This is a genomic window from Chitinibacter bivalviorum, from assembly GCF_013403565.1.
GTDB lineage: Bacteria > Pseudomonadota > Gammaproteobacteria > Burkholderiales > Chitinibacteraceae > Chitinibacter > Chitinibacter bivalviorum.
Map to the genome: position 1 here is coordinate 481,887 of NZ_CP058627.1, position 19,645 is coordinate 501,531.

A 19,645-nucleotide genomic window follows, 5' to 3' on the forward strand; every position below is an offset into this window, starting at 1 on the left:
ACAATTTGCCGAAATAAAAGCCATTGTCGAGTGCCCATTGATCGATTTTGATGCTTTAAATACGAGTGGTTTCTAATTGCGCCAGCCGATTCAGAATTGACTGTTTTTCTTCGTCGCTGGCTTTGCCCCAGCGACGTAGCTCGTCCAGTGTGCGCAGGCAGCCGATGCAATGCTTGCCTGTGTCATCGAGTTGGCACAATTTAATGCAGGGCGATTCAATCATTTTTTTGCGCGCGTGCCTTGTCTTGTTCTTTGCGTAATTGCTTTTGCTGGCGGTGCAGCTCGGCGGCTTTGGCTGCATCGCTGCCGATGTGGGCTTCGCCGCGCTGCTTGGCTAAGCTAACTTGCTTTTGACGCTCTAGGAAACGTTGCTGTTGCTCTGGGGTATGCTTGCCAAAGCAATGTGGGCAGCAGGCGCCAAGGATATACTGCTCGCTTTTCTTTTCGTCTTCCGATAGTGGCATGCGGCAGGCGTGGCATTGATCGTATTGGCCTTTTTCCAGTTTGTGATTGACGGCAACACGCTCGTCGAACACGAAACATTCGCCTTCCCACATTGTGTCGGTTTCTGGCACTTCTTCCAGATATTTCAAAATGCCGCCTTCTAGGTGGTAAACCTCTTCAAAGCCTTGCTCTTTCAAATAGGCGGTCGATTTTTCACAGCGAATACCGCCGGTGCAAAACATCGCGACTTTTTTGTTTTTCGCCGGATCCAGGTTTTGCTTCACGTAATCGGGAAACTCGCGGAAAGTTTCTGTTTTGGGGTTGATCGCGCCTTTGAACGTACCGATTTGTACTTCGTAATCATTGCGCGTATCGACCAGCACCACGTCGGGATCGGAAATCAGCGCATTCCAGTCTTTGGGCTTGACGTAAGTGCCGACCACGCGACGTGGGTCGATCCCTTCAATGCCCATCGTGACGATTTCTTTTTTCAGTTTCACCTTGGTGCGGTGAAACGGCATAGTGTCGTCAAAGGAAAATTTCACGACGATATTTTCCAACCCCGGCTGTTTATCCAGCCAAGCGAGTAGTGCATCGATGCCTTCCTGTGTGCCTGCTACCGTGCCGTTGATGCCTTCCAAAGCCAGCAATAAAGTGCCACGAATGCCATTGCCCAGCATTTGATTGAGCAGCGGCTGGCGCAGCTCGACATAGTTTTCCAGCGAAACAAATTTATACAGCGCACACACAACAACTTGAGACATGTCCACAACTCCTCGCCGTTTTCGGCAAAACCTAGTACGCCCAACAGCAGTACCTAGGGTGGGGGGATTTTTGATCAGGCGCAATTATACGGTGATTATTGCTTGACGTGTGATGGAGTCTGGCGTAAAGCAAGTGCGGCCAAATTGTTTGGGGTATCTGTGTTGGCGCCTTATTTAACATGCACTACATACATATACCCATTGTTTTGTGGGTGGGCACATTTGTAATGCGGCTATTTAACTGATCAGTGGCGCGCCTATGGCAGACGCGTCACTGCGTTGCGCATGCAAATGCCATCTTCAGGAAAAAACTGAGGATTCATTCGGTTAAAGCGAATTTATTTCGCCATCATTCTGGAATAGTCTGGTAATCGTTACAGCAGTAGAAATTCATCATCAATCACTGCTAATTTATTAATCCAGTTGAAGGATATCAATATGGCCAAATATCAGTTTTTCGAGTTAACTCAAGATGGCAAAAAGCTCGTTCGCTATTTATGCACTGATCTCATCAATTTCACGCAAGAAAAAGATCGTTTATTGGCACAAGGTTTTGAAGTGATGGGCGATATGATTTATGCCGGAAATGAAGAAGAGGCAATCGCGCACTTTAATAGCGGTATGGTCTATCCATTGGAGGAATATAATAAGTCTAATATCGTTGGTGGATTGTTTTATTGCGTCAAAAGTTTGGCTGAATCGGCCAGTGGCTTATTACATCGCCGTTCTGATAATTAGTCGCCGAGTTGATATATACCAAAAATTATAAATAAAGAGATGAGAGAAAAAATGCAAATTATAAGCAATATTCGTGTACTAGGCATGCTCGCGGTCGCTGCCGTCATTGGCTTTATCCTGCATTTGTTTGTGGCCTCGGTATCGGCCAATCATGTCGGGGTTGAGTTTAATCGTATCGATGGTAAGGTTGAGCCGATTCCATTATCCAGCGGTTGGCATTTTATTGGAATTGGTACCAGCGTCGTAGAATTTCCGACCTTTACTCAAACTTATACCTGGACTCAATCAAAAACCGAAGGATCGCCTGCTGATGAATCAATGAATTTTCAGGTGGCATCTGGCGTGGTGATTAATGCGGATATTAGTATTTCGTACAGTATTGATTCGAGTAAAGCCCCTGTGCTGTATCAAAAATACAAACGTGGCTACGAGGAAATTACCAGCCAGATTATTCGCAATGCCATTCGTAATGCATTAAATAATTATGGCACGGCATATGATGCGGAAGGATTATTAGCTGGCGGTAAAATTCGCTTGGCTGAGCAGGTGCGGGCTAAAATTAATCATGAAATGAATCAATATGGCATTGTGGTAGAGCAATTTGGTTTTGTGAATGAATTGCGCCTACCCGCCAATATTCAAGGCGCGATTAATGCCAAAATTCAGGCCACCCAAGAGGCCTTGCAATCTGAAGCCCTGCTGCGCAAAAACCAAGCTGATGCTGCCAATGCAGTAGCGGTGGCAAAAGGTAAGGCCGATGCCAAAATCGCTGAAGCGCAAGGTGATGCGCGAGCGCTGGAAGTGGTCGGTGAAGCGATCAAGAAATACGGTGCTGAGGCCGCGCAGGTGAAAAACCAAACGTTGTGGATCGAGAAATGGAATGGTCAATTGCCTACGACCAGCTTGGGCACCAACACCACGGCGATGATCGGTGTGAAATAAGTTATCGCGGAGTGAATTGCGAAACGCGACGAATAAAAGCCCATCCAACGCAGGATGGGCTTTTATTATTTCAAGCAGCGTAATTGCTTCAATAATCGGGCAGCGTCGTGCTGCGCTCTTGCAAGATGGCAAACATGGTTTGGAATATCGCTGGAATACGCTCGCGCCCCGCCAGCTCGGCGGCCTCGGCGATTTCCAGCGCCATCCCCGGTTTGCTGTGATTGCGCAGCGCGCGGTTGATGATCTCTTCGTCCGGCAGCGGCACTTGCGCTTGCAATGCCAGAGCTGCGGCGTGTTGCGGTGAAATCGGGTTTTTATAGCTAGTAGCCGCAGTGCGATACACCTCGGCAAAGCCGTTATCCCATAGGAAATGCTCGATATCGCGGCTTGGCAGCACGGTGATGTGCTGTGCTTCATCGCGATCGCGCAGCAATTTTTGCGCGCGTTGCTGATATTTTTGCCCCGCATCGTCTCCATCGCACACTACATGCCAATGAATGCCCAGATGATCGGCAAATTTAATCAGCGGCGCGAGCCCGGCTTGGGCAAACTCGACGCAGCGGATGCCTTCCAGCGGGAAATTCACGCCGCAGATACGCGCTAATTCGGGCAGCAGCCAAAACTCCGTTTCACCTTCAACCAGCAGCCAGACGCGGGCAAACATGCTGCTGGCGCGGTTGCTGCGAATATGAAATGCCACTTTGCGCGCATCGGTCATCGACAGCGCGTTTTCCGCCAGCTGATACACATGCACATGATTGGGCCAGCGCACCAAACGGCGCAGCGCCTGCTGCGGAAAGCTCGCCAGCAGATCGCCGTGATTGGTGGTAATGATTTTTTGCAACGGCAATTGCTCGATCAGCCCCCACAACATCGCTAGCTGAATCGGGTGCAAATGCGTTTCGGGGTCTTCCATCACCAAGATCGGATCGGCTTCATGGCTGAGCGGATGCTCGCCGCGCGCATGCAACAGCGCGCCCAGCAGCATCAGTAGCGCCACGCGTCGTAGATTCGATCCCGAACGATTGGCAATCTCGACCAGACTATCTTCGTCGCGAAAATTGAGCGGCGCATTGGCAATTTGCTCGGCCAGCCTTTGCGTCGGTGCTTCAGCGGTAACGAGCTGCGCATTTTCGCTTAGCAGCTCTTGCATCGCCGCGAGGCCTTGGCGCAATTCCTGCGGATGCAATTGGTGTGGCACCGTCAAAATCCGCTCAAACACCGCGCGTACCGCATCGCCTGCCGGTAATTTGGGGTCTTCCGGCTGCGGGCTGGAGGCCAAGCGCGGGTGCTCCAGCCAATCGGTCAATTGCATATCGCGAAAGCGCAGTACCGGATGCAGGCGAATCAGCAAATCGGCCAGCGCATCGGTATCGGCATGCTCGATCTCCGCGCCATCGCCATTCACAAAATAGCGCCGCGCCCGAATCTCGCCATGGCCAAAACGCTCGGCAAAAAACCGCAGTGCCACACAGGCGGGTGGTGCTTCGCTCGCCTCAATCCCCGCTGGTGTCCACATGACTTCTTGCAATGCAGCCGGGGTATGGCCCTGAAAATACAGTGTGATATTGAGTCTGCGGGCAATACTGGCCCGACTATTGGCAACACGGTGGAAATCTTCGCTGGTAAACAAAGTCGCAACGGGCGCTGGCGCAGTCAGGCAACGGCACAGCGCCACGATCAAGCTGGTCTTGCCCCAGTTATTTTCCCCAAATAAAGCCGTCGCCGCCGCATCCAGCGTCAAATCAATCTGGCTAATGCCACGAAAATTAGTCACTTGCAGGCGAGTCAATTGCATGGGGCGCTCGATCGGAGTGCGAGGGGGATGGTGCGAGTCTAGCAAAAAATGGTGAGCTAGGGATTACAGCATCGGGAATGGTGATAGATAGGCTGGGTGTGGTCGTGTATCAAAATCAAACAGCAAAGATTGGCAGGATGAGTCAAATGTGGCCGTAGATCCAAGGGGAGGCGTTAAGTGCGTTATCTGGGCTAGGGGCTGCATTCAACTCAAAGCGGGAAGTAGGTACGATTAGCGTAGCGTAATCGTACGAAAGTCATTCCTCCGATTACGCTACGCTAATCGGAGCTACGGAGCTGGATGAGTCAAATGTAGCTGCAGATCCAAGGGGAGGCGTTAATTGCGTTCTTTGGGCTAGGGGCTGCATACAACCCAAAGCGGAAAGCTGCCGTAGGGTAATGAAACGCAAGCGTTGCGCACCATTTCGTCGCTCTGTCCCGCGTGCGCACGGCGCACCCTACACGGCTTTCAAAAAGTTACGCCATTTAGGTGTGCCTCAATACTTTGTGCGTTCTTAATATCTTCACCCGTGATGTCACCAGCTGATGGGCAGAGGGATATTCGCAAGATGCTATGTTCGCAGTGAATATAAACAGGAACGCCGAATATTTCACAATTACCGGGTTGTTCGATTAAGCACCCTGGAATTAAGTTTGGAAATTTACGAAACTCAGTTAATTCGTAAGTCTTTCCAGCTTCTCGTTGCTCTGGAATACTGCTATGGATTTTTGCTTTTACTCCAAGTTTCTCAAATATATGCAGAATATTAGTTTTGCCTGCATAAGCAATTTCCATTTCAAGTGATTCAAACAGCATGGGAGGGAAGCCGCAGCTTTCCCTTTTTAGTTTAAAATACGTCAGTTTATTCATTAATTTTCTTCGAAGTAAGGGCTGTACTTGGCCTACAACCACCTTTTTCGACCCAGAACAGACTTGCAATTGGCTAAATTCAGCCACTGCACTCGACCCAGAGCGTTGACTGCTTGTCGGCAAGGTTATGGAATGTCTGTTTCTGGCCCAGGCTGTGTAAAAACGCCAAGACCGACGTGGGTTATTTTGCCTAACCAATTTGAATCACGCGCGTGTTGCTTGAAGTAAACGTAAAACTTCATGAATAACACCACTAAAAACAGCAATTAAAAGGCCTTTCAGCCCTTCATTGCCACCAACATTGCTTGATTTCCCATTATGTTCATAACTCGCTTCATGTTATACGCGAGTATATGCAAACTCATCTCTGTACTGACGTGCTTCAAGGTCTTCATTAGGAAATGCGTTGCCCCCATCCAGGCTTTTAGCGTCCCAAAGGGATGTTCAACGGTCTGCCGTCGAACACGCATTGCATCTGGTTGCAATTCCAATCGCTGCTGCGCTTTTTCCAGTACGGCCTCATGCTCCCAGCGACTCACGCGCCGGTAATCACTCGGTGTACATCTGGTCTTGAGCGGGCAACGTGGGCAGTCAGAACTCCAATACCGGCTCATATAGCGCCCAGCTTCCAAGCTCACAAAACGATGAATTAGTCGGCTATTGCCTGGGCAGACATATTCATCACGAGCTGGGTCATAGTGGAATTCATCTTTGCCAAAGCGCCCATCTGCTTTAGCACCTGAGGTTTGCGGTTTCGGCACCAAAACCGTAATGCCCGCCTGTTCACACGCCAGTATTTCATCACCGTTGTAATAACCTCGGTCTACGACCACCTCTATTGTTTCTTGTGCGAGGACTGCTTTGGCTTGTTGGGCCATATTGGCCAGCTGCGTACGGTCATGCCCTTGATTGGTGACCTGATGCGCAATAATTAAATGGTGCTTGGCATCGACAACGGTTTGCACGTTATAACCCACAACACCACTGCCACGGCCGCTGGTCGCCATGGAACGGGCATCTGGGTCGGTGAGTGAAATCTGTTTGTCTGGCGTCTTGGCGAGTTGAGCCTCGACCTCATCCAGGCGGGCCATCTGCGACTTCAGTCGCGCCAACTTGTCCTGCAAGCGAGCGACCTTGGCTTCTGCAATATCGGGCTGTTGCCGGTCTGCAATTTCCATCTCCCGCAGGTAACTTGCAATGTTCGCTTCGATTTGCTCCCGTTGCTTCGCGAGTTTGTTGCTGGTGTAGTTGCGGTCGCGATGATTAACGGCTTTGAACTTGCTGCCATCAATTGCCACAATGGCGTTGCTAAATAAACTGAGTTGCCGACATAACTGGACAAACTGCCCGCAAACCTTGCAAATCGCTGGCCCATTATCTTTGCGGAAATTGGCGATGGTTTTAAAGTCGGGCATTAAGCGACCGGTGAGCCAAATCAGCTCTAGATTCCGGTGGGCTTCACGTTCCAAGCGACGGCTAGATTGGATTCTGTTGAGGTAACCGTAGATATACAGCTTGAGCATCGTGCTGGGATGGTAGGCTGGGCGGCCAGTGGCTTCTGGCTCAACCCCATCGAAACCGAGTGCCTTTAAATCTAGGTATTCAACGAACTGGTCAACGACCCGGACGGGGTTGTCCGCGCTGATATAATCTTCCAAGCATTCAGGCAGCAGCAATGTTTGGGTTCTGCTTTCACCTACAATGAATCTGGGCATAGAATCATCCTTGGCGGAGAGTTCCAAGAATTATACCGGTCGAGTGTTTATGTGTTTTTACACAGCCTGGACCCATTGCAGTCACTCAACCATCCGAGCCATTAACGGCTGGAAATAGGTACGAAACCACTGTATTTCATACTATCCATGGATAACTTATTATATGGAATTATTAATTGCGGCTTCAAAATATTTAATCGAATCGTCTTCCCCAAGCACTGATAGAGCCTGATTAACAATAATCCAACTATCATCTAGCTTTTCATTTATGTGGTATTGGTAAAGATTATAAATTGAACAATAGGCCATTTCCATGTCTGAGCTAAATTTGAGGTCTTGGTCTTGCAAGGCAGTAACTGGCTCTAAGTAGCGTTCCTTAATATTTAATTCGTCTTTACCTTTGATAACGGCTTCTATTGCATCGTGGGGTAAAGAGAAATCAATTTCTTGCATAGTACCTGCCGCTGTTTCACAGTACTCAGTCATTCCATTATTACTGACATAGCTTAGCCATAACTGATAAGCCATTTGACAAAGAGTGATATGAACTTTTTTGTTTTTCTGGCGGCAACTAAAAATATTTATTCGCTACTGGATGCATGTAACATCACCTATTAAGTTCACCGCACTCATTTAGTAGTAACTAGCAATTATTTCCGCTATTGGCCGAAAATTGACTGCTAAGAATGTTAGGTTAAATCCACTCTTCATTTGTCAATCTCTTGAGTTCATTAAATGCAGATAAAAACTCATCATATTTAAACTTGACGCTTTGATTTCTTTTGTCCCAGCTTACTGAAACTGGGACGTGGTTAATCACATGAGTGACCAAGCCAAACTTATGCCATATAACAGTTTCATTAGTTATCTCTTGTTCAACAGCAATGACCGTGCAACTCAAATCCATATCGTCTGGACAGATTAGCAAAGGGACAATAGTTGAACAATCTACACTACTAGGCATGAGTAATTCCCATGCTGCGTTTAAATCCTCATCATCAATTAACCATCCTTGTGCGGGGACAAGGTGGTTAGTTGTATCGGCACCATCAGGGTCAAATACGATACCGGTAATCCACATTTCAAGAGGAACATCATTGATTAAAAGTATAGGATGCGGATTCTTAGCAATCTTTGATTTGTGCAGAGTCGCAGATATTTTATCCATCAAATGTAAGCCCTTACTCTTTAATAGTCTGCTCTTGGCCGTCTGTCTGCCTGTGCCATTCCAACGATTCTAATTATTTTTAGTGCCTACGGCACGATGTTTTTGGTGCGCGTTCCGCCGCGCAGACAGGTAGGGGTATTTGCTTCGCCAAATACCCCTACACCCCAAAGGCGACCCGGGCGAAAAGCGCTCCGCGCTGCCCTTGCCGCGTCGTGAGCCAAACGATACGTCCGTTTGTCTCTCTCCTTGCTGCGGTTTTCGCTACACGGGAATTCAAGCCCCAGACCAATCATCACGCAATATACCTTCCATGGTGTTACTCCAAAAGCCAGATATTAAATAGTTCCTGTTGATATACCCCTGTATTAATTAGGACTGATTGCCCGTGGAGACGCGCCGTTCGGGAGGCGGTTGGCAAGGTTTTAAGCCGCAACCTGTTTGAGCTGCGCGACGCTAGCGCGCAGCGAGTTTTGCGGCGCCTTGCCAATTGCCGGACGGACGGGGTTTCGCGGCGATCGGGCGCGCTGGGGTTGTTAGGGGTGGGGCAAGACCCACTGCCGCGAAAATAAGCTAATTCTTTCATATTCAATCACTTGTAGGCTCGGTGATAGCGAGGCTTAATGCGACTTGGATTGCGTGGGGGGCCAGATCTATCGGGGCGTAATCGTTCGACTTGCTTGATTAATAAGACAATTATTTTATCGAACAAGGCACCAAACCGCTTAGGGTCACTCAACAAGCGAGGCAACTGGTGTCGCAGTTGCGAAGCGGCGTAACTTAAATTGGCATGAAATAAGGCCTGCTGCTCTGCAGGCAATGCTCGCAATGCATCTTCACAAGCTAGACTCGCCAGATTATGTAACAAAATGGCGGCATGAAACTCCTGTCGTACAGCCAGTGGGGTTTCACCACCAAATTGTTCCAGCTTTAAGCGGCACTTGAGATTGCGGAATGCCTCTTCAATTCGCCAACGACGGTGATAGAGCGCGGCAAATTCCGCGTGAGGATACTGCACTTCATTTAAGAGCGATGTGGCCAGTATTTCGATCATACCCGACTGAAGTATCACCTTAACCAGCCTGATTTTAAAGGGTTTAATGGCAATACCATGAGTATTGAAGGACTTATATTGCGCTCGATTAGGTGTAATGGTGATGACTTCGCTCATCCGATCTGAGCGCGCAAAGGCGGTGACCAGTGGATTGTAGGACGAGCTATAGAGTCGCATACAAAACGCTTGTTGGCGTTCAAGCAGCAAGGCAAACAGCCAATGCGCAGGATAGCCTCGATCAAGCACCAATAAATCGTCTTGTTTGAGGATGGGTAACTGCCGGAGCAGCAGCTCACGCTCGCTGACGCGATCGGCATCAAGATCCGCACACAGAATCAATCCAGTACTGGTTTCGCACAAGGCGGCAGCACGTGCCAAGGAATAAGGGGGCGCATTTGCGCCATCATAAACATTGAAGTGTTCAGGCTTGCGAATATCTGCATGGTTGGGCAAATACAAAGTGGTTGAGTCGGCGGCAATGATTCTCCAGCTATGCCAACGTTGAGCCAAATCGCTTGGTAAATCATGGTTGATTTGGTCGCGCAGCTCGATATAAGCAGACTCTTTGAGCTTCTTACGCGCCATTCGAAAGGCGTCGTCATTGGGTAAACGGCCATCAGGCAGATCCAAATGATCAAAGAACTGATCGACTTCGACTTGCAAAGATTGCTGAAGTCCAGCGAGCAAAATGCCCGCTACGCGTGGAAAGGTAAAAGTGGTGTTGCGAGTGAAATCTTGCGGGCGTTGACGGTGGCGGGAACGAAATTCAAGAGAATGAAGTAACTGCTGGATTTTATAGATTGATTTGGAATATAGGGAGGGTCGGATTCATAGTCTATTAGTTATATAAAACAATAAGATAACACATAATGCCATGATCGGGCGACCTGGGAAAGGCTTATTTTCGCGGCAGTGGGGGCAAGACCCACCCCTAACTCGTTTGGCTGGCGAAACGGCCGGTCTACCGCCTGCGCAGCAGGCCAAGCTTGTCTATTTAATCAGGAACGCAAAATCAGGAACGCAAGGTTTGTTACTAATCATAATCAACCCCATCCGTCAGCCCATAGTCAGCCCATAAATCAGTTAAAATGCCCCATCCCGCCTCGGACTTTGCCATGACTTCTTCAACGTCTCGTTTGAATTTATTTCAATCCAATCGCCTCGAAAATTTATTTGAACTGATGCAGGCGCTGTTTGCGGTGCCGCTGTCCGACCCGTTTGCGAACGAGAAAATTATCGTGTCGAGCAAGGGGATGGAGCGCTGGTTGCGATTTCAGTTGGCGCAGCGGGTCGGGATTTGTTCGGGGGTGGATTTTGCGCTGCCGGCGGGGTTTATCTGGCGGCTCTTGCAAGACGCGATGCCGGGTTTGCCGGCGGATTCGCCGTATAGCTCCAGCCCATTGGCGTGGCGTTTGTTTGGCTTGCTGCCCGAGTCGCAGGCGCGCGAGGCGAGCCCGATTGTGGCGGCGTATTTGGCCGAGGGCGATGCGCGGCGGCGGATGGCTTTGGCGGGCAAGCTGGCCGATGTGTTTGACCAATATCTGGTGTTTCGCAGCGACTGGATTGCAGAATGGGAAGCGGGGCGCTTAGTTGGCGATCTGGGGCCAGATGAAGCGTGGCAGGCTACACTCTGGCGGGAGCTGCGCGCCAGTATTGATAGCGACCCGCGTGATGCTGCCGGTTTCGATGCCAGTATTCCGCATCGCGCCGAGATGTTTGTGCGGCTGTTCGCCCAATGGGGAGAGAAAATGCCGCAACGCCTGCCCGAGCGGCTGACGGTGTTTGGCGTCAGCGGCATGCCGCCGGCGTATATCGATGTGCTGGGCGCACTGTCTGAGCACATCGACGTGAATTTATTTTTGCTTAATCCCTGCCGAGAGGATTGGGGCGCGATTGTCAGCCCGAAAGCGGTGGCGATCCGCGCGGTGAAGCAGCCGCAGGAAGCGCTGTATCTGGATATTGGTCATCCATTGCTCGCCAGTATGGGCAAGGCGGGGCGCGATTTTTTCCGTGCCGTGACCGAGCGTTTTCCGTGGAGCGTCGGCGGAGATGGCCCGCTGTTTACCGATCCATGCGAAAACTTGGCTGACACCAATTTATTGCGAACAATTCAATCGGATATTTTGAATTTACTGCCGCGCGACGCGATCAATCGCCAAGTGATCGCGCCAGATGATAGATCGCTGACCTTCCATAGTTGTCACAGCGCGATGCGCGAGGTGGAAGTGCTGCACGATCAGCTTTGCCATGTCTTGGCCAAAGACAGCACGCTGTTGGCATCCGACATTGCCGTGCTGCTGCCCGATCTAGGGCCCTACGCGCCGCTGATCGAGGCGGTGTTTGGTGGGGCAGCTGCCGCAGGCTCACCCGTGTTGCCATTTAATATTGCCGATCTGAGTACCGCGCAGGAATGCCCTGCGGTGGCGGTGTTTTTGCAATTATTCAATTTGCCCGACAGCCGCTGCAAAGCCGATGAGATTTTTGGCCTGCTCGAAACGCCGCAATTGGCGGCGCGCTTTGGCATTAGCCCCGACGAGCTGTTGACTTTGCAGCATTGGATTGCCGCCTCGGGTATTCGCTGGGGCTTGGATGAAGCGCACCGCGCCGAGTTTGCCGACCAGCTTGGCGATGCAGGCTTGGAAAGCATGGGCGCGGCCAATACTTGGCAGGCCGGGCTAGATAGCCTGATTTTGGGCGCGGCTTTGCCGCAGGCTTTGGCCGCTGAGGCATTGCCGCTGTGGCAAGGGCTGGCGCCGTGGGATGATCTGGAAGGCTCGCAGGTCGCGCTGCTGGCCAAGCTCAATGGCGTGCTCGCGACGCTTAAATCATGGCGCGAACAGCTCAAAGCCCCGCGTACACTGGCCGATTGGAGCGTGTGCGCGCAGACTTTGCTGGATGATTTCTTGCAATTTGACGATGCGGTCGAGGCCGAGCGTTTGCTGCTGCAGGCGATTCGCGAATCGCTCGCGCAGATTGCCGACGAGGCCACGCTGGCACAGCTGAATATTGAGGTCGAGCGCGGCGTAGTGCTCGATTGGTTGCGCCATCGCTTCGATACCTCGAGCCGTGGTTCGGGCTTTATGTCGCGCGGGATTACCTTCTGTACCATGGTGCCGATGCGCGGCCTGCCTTTCCGCGTGATTGCGGTGCTGGGCTTGAACGAGGCCGATTTTCCGCGTAATCCGGCTACCGCCGGTTTTGATCTGATTGCGCAAAACCCGCAATTGGGCGATCGCTCGCGGCGACTCGATGATCGGTATTTATTCCTCGATATATTGCTGGCGGCGCGCGATGCGCTGTATTTATCGTGGGTAGGTCGCGGCGTACGCGATAATGAGGCGTATCCGCCATCGGTATTGGTGTCTGATTTAATCGATTGCGTGCAGCAAGGGTTTAGCTTGCAAGGCAATGATGCTGAAAACGCGCTGATTGAACATATTTCACACGAGTATAGCCTGCAAGTCTTTAGCCCAATTGGATTTGAAGCCAATACCCAATGGCAATCTTTTAATCCGCTGTGGTGCGCTGCTGCGCAGCAGTTGCAGTCGGGTGAAGCGCCAGTAGCGCCTGCTTCTGCCGCCGCCTCGATTGATGCGGCCTCTGATGTGGCCGCTGATGTGATGTCAGCAGTTCAGATTCCCACGCAAATCACCATGGCCGATCTGGCCGAATGCCTTGCCAAACCCGCCGCATTTTATCTGCGCCAACGTGCCAATTTGGTGCTTGATGAAGTCGATGGCGCGCTCGATGATGACGAGCCATTTGATCTACGCGATTTTGCCAATCGTAAGGTACGCGATGCGGGCCTGCGCTACGGCGAAGACGCACCCACACTGCTGGCCGCGCAAGGGCGCGTGCCGCTGGGAACGCCGGGGCAAATCATGGTGGCCGATGAAATTGCCGCCAGCCTGCAATTGAAAGCGGCACTCGAGCACTATCACGCCGACGCGAGTTTGCCAGTTTTGGCTGATTTTCTGACTTTATCGCTGCCCGCATTGGGCGCTGAAGCAGGTGATGAAGGGGCCGCAGGCGCAGGTCAAACTGTGTCGGTGCAACTGAGCGTAGTGCTGCCCGATCTGTACCCGCAGGGTCAATTGATTGCCCGCAGTTGCCTGTATCCGCGCGACAAAATCAAATACTGGGTGCGCCATTTAGCGCTGTGCGCGCTGCAAAGCCAGCATGGAGAACTTGATAACGTCGCGCCGATTACGCGTGTGCTCTCGCCCGATAAAGTCTGGCTCTATCCCGCCATCGACGCGACGATCGCGCGCCAGACCTTGGCTGATTTGCTGCAATTTTATCGCGCCAATTGGCTGACGCCGCAGCCCTTCTTTGCTAAAACCGCGCTCAAATGGATCGCCAAAGAACCGGAAAAGCGCTGGGATGTGATCGCAGATGCCTGGCTCGATGGTTTTGATTCGGTCGGTGAATACAGCGATGCCGCGATTCAATTGCTGTGGCCAGACGATCCGCTGGACGAGGACGCGCCGACGCGGGATGACTTTGCCATGTGGTGCGAAGCGCTGCTGGGCTTAATGCAGCAATGCGTGAGCGAGCGTGGCCTAGCCAAAGACTTGGCTGAATTTTTGCAAACGAGCACGCAAGGGGAGGCGGTATGAGCCAGCACTCGGCAATTACACTGGAAGCTCTCGACGTTCATGCCGTGCCGCTGGCGGGGCGCAATCTGATCGAGGCCTCGGCGGGGACGGGCAAGACATTTAATATTACCGGCCTTTATGCTCGGCTAATTTTGGGCGCGGCAGATCCTGATGCCGACTCTGATACGAATGCGGCTGGCCAGCCTTGTTTTGACGCGAGTCGCGGCCTGTTGCCCGAGCAGATTTTGCTGGTGACCTTTACCAAGGCGGCAACGGCCGAGCTCAAAGATCGTATTCGCACTCGATTATCGCAGTTGGCACAAACCTTTGCGCAGGGCTCGCCGGTGCTGCTGGATGGCAAACCCGAGCCTTTTTGCGCCACCGTGTGGCAGCAGGTTCAGAGCGATGTTCGCGTCGATGCTGAGCAACTACTCAACCAACTGCGCCTCGCACTGGCCACACTCGATCAAGCGGCGATTTCAACGATCCATAGTTTTTGTCAGCGCTTGCTGACCGAGCAGGCTTTTGAAGCTGGCTTTGACTTTGATCGCGAAATGGTGAGCGATGAGAGCGAGGTATTGGCTCAGATAACTCGTGATTTCTGGCGTTCAGAGGTATACCCGTCGCCAACATTCTGGGCTGATTATTTACGCTCAATCTCGATTGCACCGCGTACCCGTGGCGTTAATGTCGAGACCTTAAGCCGTATCGCCGCGAGTTTGGCCAAACTTGATGTCGAGACTTTGCTGGCTTTGCCCGAGCAGCCCGATTTGCTGGCGCTGCAAACGCGCTGGAATACGGCAGTGGGCGCCGCGCGCCGCGCGTGGCATGAGGCTGAGATTGCGAGCTTGCTGCAAGCCAAATGGCGAGACGGCATTTACAAAAAAACCGCCAAGCTTGATTTCACCGCCGACACTGCGTGGGCAAGCGAGATCAGCGATTTTCTGGCCCAGCCGGGCTGGAGTATGCCGCCCGAGTTAAAGCTGCTGACGCACAGCAAATTGGCCGATGCGGTATTGAAAAAGTTTCAGGATCAAGCGCCCGAGCACGAATTTTTTGCCGCGCTGGAAGACCTGCAAGACAGCCGTGCGACACTGGAAACCGATCTAGCGGTGTACTTTAATCATTGGCTGCTGAAATTTGGCGCGTATGCGCGCGAGCAACTGGTGCTGCGCAAAGCACAAGCGGGGCAAATGTCGTTTGACGATAGCTTGACGCTGCTGGCGTCGGCGCTGCGCGATGAGACGCGAGCGAGCAATCTGATTGCCAAAGTGCACGCCAAATACCGCGCCGCGCTGGTCGATGAATTTCAAGATACCGACCCGACGCAGTTTTTGATTATTGATACCTTGTTTGGCACGCCGACGGCCGATGGTGATGTGTTGCCGTTTTTTATGGTGGGCGACCCCAAGCAGGCGATTTATGCCTTTCGCGGCGCGGATGTGTACGCCTATCTGGGCGCGCGCGAGGCCGCCAAAGGGCAATATTCGATCGACACCAATTATCGCTCGGACGCGCCGATTATTAGTTTTGTAAACCGCCTGTTTGCGCCCGAAACCGCGTTTGTCGAAGCGCAGATCCAGCATCCCACGATCAAAGCCAATCAATGTGGCGCATCGAAATGCCAAATCGCCGATGATCGTGCCGCCGTGCACGCTTTTGTCTGGCAGGCGAGCAAAAAGGACGCGGCGGAAAAAGACTGCTATCGCGGTGTGGCGAACGAAATCGCGGGGCTACTTAAATTGGCGCAGCAAGGCCAAGCCAATTTGGGCGCGCGCCCTCTGGCGCCCGGCGATATGGCGGTGTTGGTGAGCAATCATCATCAGGCCGCGCAAGTGCGCCGTGCGCTGGCTCAGGTCGGCGTGCCATCGGTTTCGCAATCGCGCGACAACGTCTTTGCCAGTAGCGAAGCGCAAGGCTTGCTCGCTTTGCTCAAAGCGGTGAACGAGCCCGCCAACGAGCCACAATTGCGCCGCGCCTTGGTCAGTGGCGTGATGGGCTATTCGGTGGCGCAACTGATTGAATTGCAGAATGACGATGCTGCATGGCTGGCGCAGATTGAGATGCTGCAGGCTTTGCGCGATGAATGGCGCAAGGCGGGCTTTATGGCGATGTTCCGCAGCTGGTTGGTCGGCAGCCAAGCGCCTGCGCGGCTATTGAGCTTTGACGACGGCGAACGGAGTCTGACCAATTTACTGCACGTAGCCGAATTGATCCAAAACGAAACACGCTCCCGACCAAGCCCGGCGCTACTGTTGGCGTGGCTAGAGCGGCAAGTGGCCGAGCCCAATGCCCAAGCGGAAGCGCAGCAAATGCGGCTGGAAAGCGACGCTGATCGCGTCAAGATTGTAACGATCCATGCGTCCAAAGGTTTGGAATATCCCATCGTGTTTTGCCCCTTTGCGTGGGCTGGCCGTAAAGAGCTGCTGCGCGATACGCGGCTGGTAGCGTTTCACGACGATGACGGACATTTGCATGTTGATGCCGGCACGATGGCGAAAAATGAAGCCATCGCTGCCGCCGAGATCGAAGCCTACGCCGAGCAAATGCGGCTGTTGTACGTCGCGCTGACACGCGCCAAACATCGCCTGTATCTGGCGTATCCGGCGTTTGAAAAATTGCATCACACCTCCAAAGCGGGCATGAAAAACGCGCCGCTGGCGCAAGTGCTGTTTCGCGACGACGGTATCCGCTTGCGCGATCAGGTCGGCGAATGGGATGTGGGGACTCTAGGCAAAGCCTTTGTGCATTTGGGTGCAGCCGATGCGCCGGTGTCAGTCGGTGCGTGGCCTGAGCCGGGGGGCAAATATCGCGCCAGCAATGCGCAAACCGATGAGTTGCAAGTGGCGCCATGGCGCAATCGGGCGCTGGCTGCACCGTGGCGTTTGGTTAGTTTTTCCTCGTTGTCACGCGGGCAGGCCAAGCATGCCCACGCCGAAAGTGCTGAAGATCATGATGGCGCCAGCACAGCGCTCGCGCTGACTTTGCCCCCGGTTGATTTGCCAACGCGATTTACCTTTACGCGCGGTGCTGACGCTGGCACGGCGCTGCACGGGATGTTTGAGCATTGGGATTTTGCCGCGCGCGAGCGGCAAGGCTGGAACGACATCATCACGCGCCAATTACAGCGGGCGGGTTTGCTGAGCTTGGATAGTGACGATATACCTGAGCAGGGTATAGCTTCAAACATCAATCAATGGTTGGGTGAAGTGATTGATACCCCTCTGGGTGATCTGGGCTGGCGTTTGGCCGATTTGCCCGCCAAAGCGCGCTTGAACGAATGGCCATTTTTAATGCATTGCCCCAAGCTCAATTTAGCGGCGTTTTGCCGTGTGTTGGCACAGCCGCAGTTTGGCGTTCCGGCTGAATTTATCGCCGCCAGCGAACGGCTCAAACCTGAGCAACTCACTGCCTATCTGAACGGCGTGATTGACTTGGTGTGCGTTCACAATGACCAGTATTTTATTGCTGATTACAAATCTAATTTCCTTGGCGACGAGTTTGCGGCTTACGGCCATGAATCGATGACCGAGGCGATGGCTGACGCGCACTATTATTTGCAATATCTACTGTATGTGATCGCATGGCAGCGCCATATGCGCGTGCGGCGTGGTGATGATTACAACTATGAGCGCGATTTTGGTGGTGTGCTGTATCTGTTTATTCGCGGCATGCATCCCGCACATGGCGGTGCCGGGGTGTGGTTTGATAAACCGTGCGCGCCATTGATCGCTGCGCTCGACGCTGCATTGGGAGGCCAATAATGCACTCAGAACTTTCAATGCGAAGCAGCTCGCCGTTTGCGCAGGCTTTTGTAGATTTGCTCCGCCGCCAAGTTCCCGATGCGCCGCCCGATTTGCTCGGCGTGGCGTTGCAAGCGGCCAGCGCCACCGAGCGGGGCGATGTGTGCGTCGCCTTGCCTAAGGCGGTGGATTTGAACGCTTGGCGCGCGACGGGTTTGGTTGGGGCTGCGGGCGATTTTGCGCCGCTGATTGCCGAATATGACCGCCTGTATCTGGCGCGCTATCACGCTTACGAATCCAGCCTAGCGCAGCAAATTCGGGATATGGCGGCGCAAGCCGTATCTGTACCCGCCGATTTAGCCGCGCAAATCTCGGCGCTGTTTGGTGAGGCTGACCCGCAAGACGTTGATTGGCAGCGTGTTGCCGCCGCAGCGGCTTTGCATAAAAAATTGATGGTGATTAGCGGTGGCCCCGGCACGGGCAAAACGACGACGGTGGTGAAACTGCTTGCCCTGCTGCAATCAGGCGAGACACCGCTGCACATTATGCTTGCCGCGCCGACGGGCAAGGCCGCGATGCGGATGCAGGAGGCGATCCGCCAAGCCAAAACCAAGCTCCCCGCAGCACTGGCGGCGCGGATTCCCGATCAAGCCAGTACGATTCACCGCTTGCTGGGCTCGCGCCCAAATACGGTGCAGTTCCGCCATCATGCCGCGAATCCACTGGTGCTGGATGTGCTGGTGGTCGATGAAGCATCGATGATTGATCTGGCCTTGATGAGCAAATTGCTCGCCGCCTTGCCCGCGCATGCGCGGCTGGTGTTGCTCGGCGATAAAGATCAACTCGCTTCGGTGGAGGCGGGGGCGGTGATGGGCGATTTATGCGATGGCGTAGGTTTGTCGCCGACGTTTGCTGCGCAATTGAGCGAAGTCTGTGGTCAAACCGTACAGCCTGAGTTTTCACCGACGATCATGGGCGATCACGTGATTACGCTGCAAAAAAGCTATCGTTTCTCTGGCGTGATCGGGCAATTGGCCAAGGCGATTAATTTTGAGCAGAGCAAAAAAGTGTTTGAGCTGCTACAGGCGGCTCTGTACTCAGCAACAGTCAAATCCGATACGCCACTGTGCTGGCGCGACAGCAATCCGGCGCAAGCGGGGCAAGGCTTGCTCGCGCCGATTTGGAGCGCGTATGCGCCCTATTTTGCTGCGGTGGCTGCGTATCAAGCGGCCGTAAGCGATGCTGAAGGTCAAGCTGACGCCGCTGCCGTTTTTGCTGCTTTTGAGCAGTTCCGCGTGTTAAGCCCGCTCAAGCGCGGTTTGGCCAGCGTTGAGCAGGTGAATTTGCTGCTGGAGCAAGCCTTGCAAAAACGCGGGCTACGTCAACCCGAGCAAACTTGGTACGCAGGCCGCGCCGTGCTGGTGCCGCAAAATATGTACGAGCTGGAGCTCTATAACGGCGATATCGGCCTGACTTTGCCCGATGCCAGTGGCAAGCTATGGGTGCATTTTTTGCAGGCCGATGGCGCAACGCGGGCGGTGGCTACATCGCGGCTGGTCGGCGTGGAAAGTGCGTTTGCAATGACGGTGCATAAATCGCAGGGCTCGGAATTTGCGCATGTGCTGCTGTTGCTGCCCAGTAGCGAGGCGGGCGCAGGGCAATTACTGAGCCGCGAGTTGGTCTACACCGCGATCACGCGCGCCAAATCGCAAGTTACGCTGTGGGGCGAGGCGGCAACGATCAGGCAAGCCGTGGCGAAAAAAGTCGAGCGCCAATCTGGGCTGGCGGAACGCTTGTTGAAATAGCGTTTGATG

General features: G+C 53.0%; 13 protein-coding genes. 5 read left to right on the forward strand and 8 right to left on the reverse strand.

The features are described 5' to 3' along the window. Positions 1-55: 55 nt before the first annotated feature. Positions 56-223, reverse strand: a complete 168-nt coding sequence (locus HQ393_RS02255; RefSeq protein WP_218871272.1) for a DUF1289 domain-containing protein — start codon at positions 221-223, stop codon at positions 56-58. Next, positions 216-1,208: an oxygen-dependent tRNA uridine(34) hydroxylase TrhO gene (gene trhO, locus HQ393_RS02260; RefSeq protein ID WP_179357250.1), complete on the reverse strand. Its 993-nt coding sequence runs from the start codon at positions 1,206-1,208 to the stop codon at positions 216-218. Before trhO ends, HQ393_RS02255 begins: the two co-directional genes overlap by 8 nt. Before the next feature lie 438 nt (positions 1,209-1,646). Here trhO and HQ393_RS02265 point away from each other — a divergent pair, with 438 nt between their 5' ends. Both HQ393_RS02265 and HQ393_RS02270 read left to right on the forward strand, forming a co-directional pair. Next, on the forward strand, positions 1,647-1,946 hold the full coding sequence (locus HQ393_RS02265; protein ID WP_179357251.1) for a hypothetical protein: 300 nt from the start codon (positions 1,647-1,649) through the stop codon (positions 1,944-1,946). A gap of 51 nt (positions 1,947-1,997) precedes the next feature. Then, complete coding sequence (locus HQ393_RS02270; RefSeq protein ID WP_179357252.1) at positions 1,998-2,888, forward strand: SPFH domain-containing protein; 891 nt, start codon at positions 1,998-2,000, stop codon at positions 2,886-2,888. An 88-nt stretch (positions 2,889-2,976) separates the two neighbouring features. On the opposite strand, the gene HQ393_RS02275 is transcribed toward HQ393_RS02270, so the two are convergent. The 6 genes from HQ393_RS02275 to HQ393_RS02300 form a co-directional block, all read right to left on the reverse strand. Continuing rightward, positions 2,977-4,686, reverse strand: a complete 1,710-nt coding sequence (locus tag HQ393_RS02275) for a DUF2813 domain-containing protein (RefSeq protein ID WP_179357253.1) — start codon at positions 4,684-4,686, stop codon at positions 2,977-2,979. Between the two features lie 468 nt (positions 4,687-5,154). Further along, positions 5,155-5,556 (reverse strand): hypothetical protein, encoded by a 402-nt coding sequence (locus HQ393_RS02280; protein WP_179357254.1) that lies wholly within the window; start codon positions 5,554-5,556, stop codon positions 5,155-5,157. A gap of 278 nt (positions 5,557-5,834) precedes the next feature. Further along, positions 5,835-7,271 (reverse strand): IS1182 family transposase, encoded by a 1,437-nt coding sequence (locus HQ393_RS02285; protein ID WP_179354970.1) that lies wholly within the window; start codon positions 7,269-7,271, stop codon positions 5,835-5,837. A 159-nt stretch (positions 7,272-7,430) separates the two neighbouring features. Then, a complete protein-coding gene (locus HQ393_RS02290; protein WP_179357255.1) occupies positions 7,431-7,799 on the reverse strand; it encodes a hypothetical protein in 369 nt (122 codons plus the stop codon). Positions 7,800-7,965: 166 nt separating this feature from the next. Further along, the gene (locus tag HQ393_RS02295) at positions 7,966-8,439 is read right to left on the reverse strand and encodes a hypothetical protein (RefSeq protein WP_179357256.1); all 474 of its coding nucleotides are present in this window, start codon (positions 8,437-8,439) and stop codon (positions 7,966-7,968) included. Between the two features lie 589 nt (positions 8,440-9,028). Then, positions 9,029-10,318 (reverse strand): IS4 family transposase, encoded by a 1,290-nt coding sequence (locus HQ393_RS02300; RefSeq protein ID WP_179358367.1) that lies wholly within the window; start codon positions 10,316-10,318, stop codon positions 9,029-9,031. Positions 10,319-10,605: 287 nt separating this feature from the next. On the opposite strand from HQ393_RS02300, the gene recC reads away from it, so the two are divergent. Genes recC through recD form a run of 3 tightly spaced genes read left to right on the forward strand, consistent with a single transcriptional unit; the run spans position 10,606 to position 19,636 of the window. Further along, complete coding sequence (gene recC, locus HQ393_RS02305) at positions 10,606-14,109, forward strand: exodeoxyribonuclease V subunit gamma (RefSeq protein WP_179357257.1); 3,504 nt, start codon at positions 10,606-10,608, stop codon at positions 14,107-14,109. Continuing rightward, positions 14,106-17,852, forward strand: coding sequence for an exodeoxyribonuclease V subunit beta (gene recB, locus HQ393_RS02310; protein ID WP_179357258.1), 3,747 nt, complete (start codon positions 14,106-14,108; stop codon positions 17,850-17,852). The genes recC and recB overlap by 4 nt, the downstream gene beginning before the upstream one ends. After that, a complete protein-coding gene (recD, locus tag HQ393_RS02315; RefSeq protein WP_179357259.1) occupies positions 17,852-19,636 on the forward strand; it encodes an exodeoxyribonuclease V subunit alpha in 1,785 nt (594 codons plus the stop codon). Before recB ends, recD begins: the two co-directional genes overlap by 1 nt. Positions 19,637-19,645 lie beyond the last annotated feature (9 nt).

What these genes read in the sequence shown, in the direction of transcription:
- HQ393_RS02255 (WP_218871272.1), bottom strand. Translation starts at nt 223, where the DNA reads ATGATTGAATCGCCCTGCATTAAATTGTGCCAACTCGATGACACAGGC.
- trhO (WP_179357250.1), bottom strand. Translation starts at nt 1,208, where the DNA reads ATGTCTCAAGTTGTTGTGTGTGCGCTGTATAAATTTGTTTCGCTGGAA.
- HQ393_RS02265 (WP_179357251.1), top strand. Translation starts at nt 1,647, where the DNA reads ATGGCCAAATATCAGTTTTTCGAGTTAACTCAAGATGGCAAAAAGCTC.
- HQ393_RS02270 (WP_179357252.1), top strand. Translation starts at nt 1,998, where the DNA reads ATGCAAATTATAAGCAATATTCGTGTACTAGGCATGCTCGCGGTCGCT.
- HQ393_RS02275 (WP_179357253.1), bottom strand. Translation starts at nt 4,686, where the DNA reads ATGCAATTGACTCGCCTGCAAGTGACTAATTTTCGTGGCATTAGCCAG.
- HQ393_RS02280 (WP_179357254.1), bottom strand. Translation starts at nt 5,556, where the DNA reads ATGAATAAACTGACGTATTTTAAACTAAAAAGGGAAAGCTGCGGCTTC.
- HQ393_RS02285 (WP_179354970.1), bottom strand. Translation starts at nt 7,271, where the DNA reads ATGCCCAGATTCATTGTAGGTGAAAGCAGAACCCAAACATTGCTGCTG.
- HQ393_RS02290 (WP_179357255.1), bottom strand. Translation starts at nt 7,799, where the DNA reads ATGGCTTATCAGTTATGGCTAAGCTATGTCAGTAATAATGGAATGACT.
- HQ393_RS02295 (WP_179357256.1), bottom strand. Translation starts at nt 8,439, where the DNA reads ATGGATAAAATATCTGCGACTCTGCACAAATCAAAGATTGCTAAGAAT.
- recC (WP_179357257.1), top strand. Translation starts at nt 10,606, where the DNA reads ATGACTTCTTCAACGTCTCGTTTGAATTTATTTCAATCCAATCGCCTC.
- recB (WP_179357258.1), top strand. Translation starts at nt 14,106, where the DNA reads ATGAGCCAGCACTCGGCAATTACACTGGAAGCTCTCGACGTTCATGCC.
- recD (WP_179357259.1), top strand. Translation starts at nt 17,852, where the DNA reads ATGCACTCAGAACTTTCAATGCGAAGCAGCTCGCCGTTTGCGCAGGCT.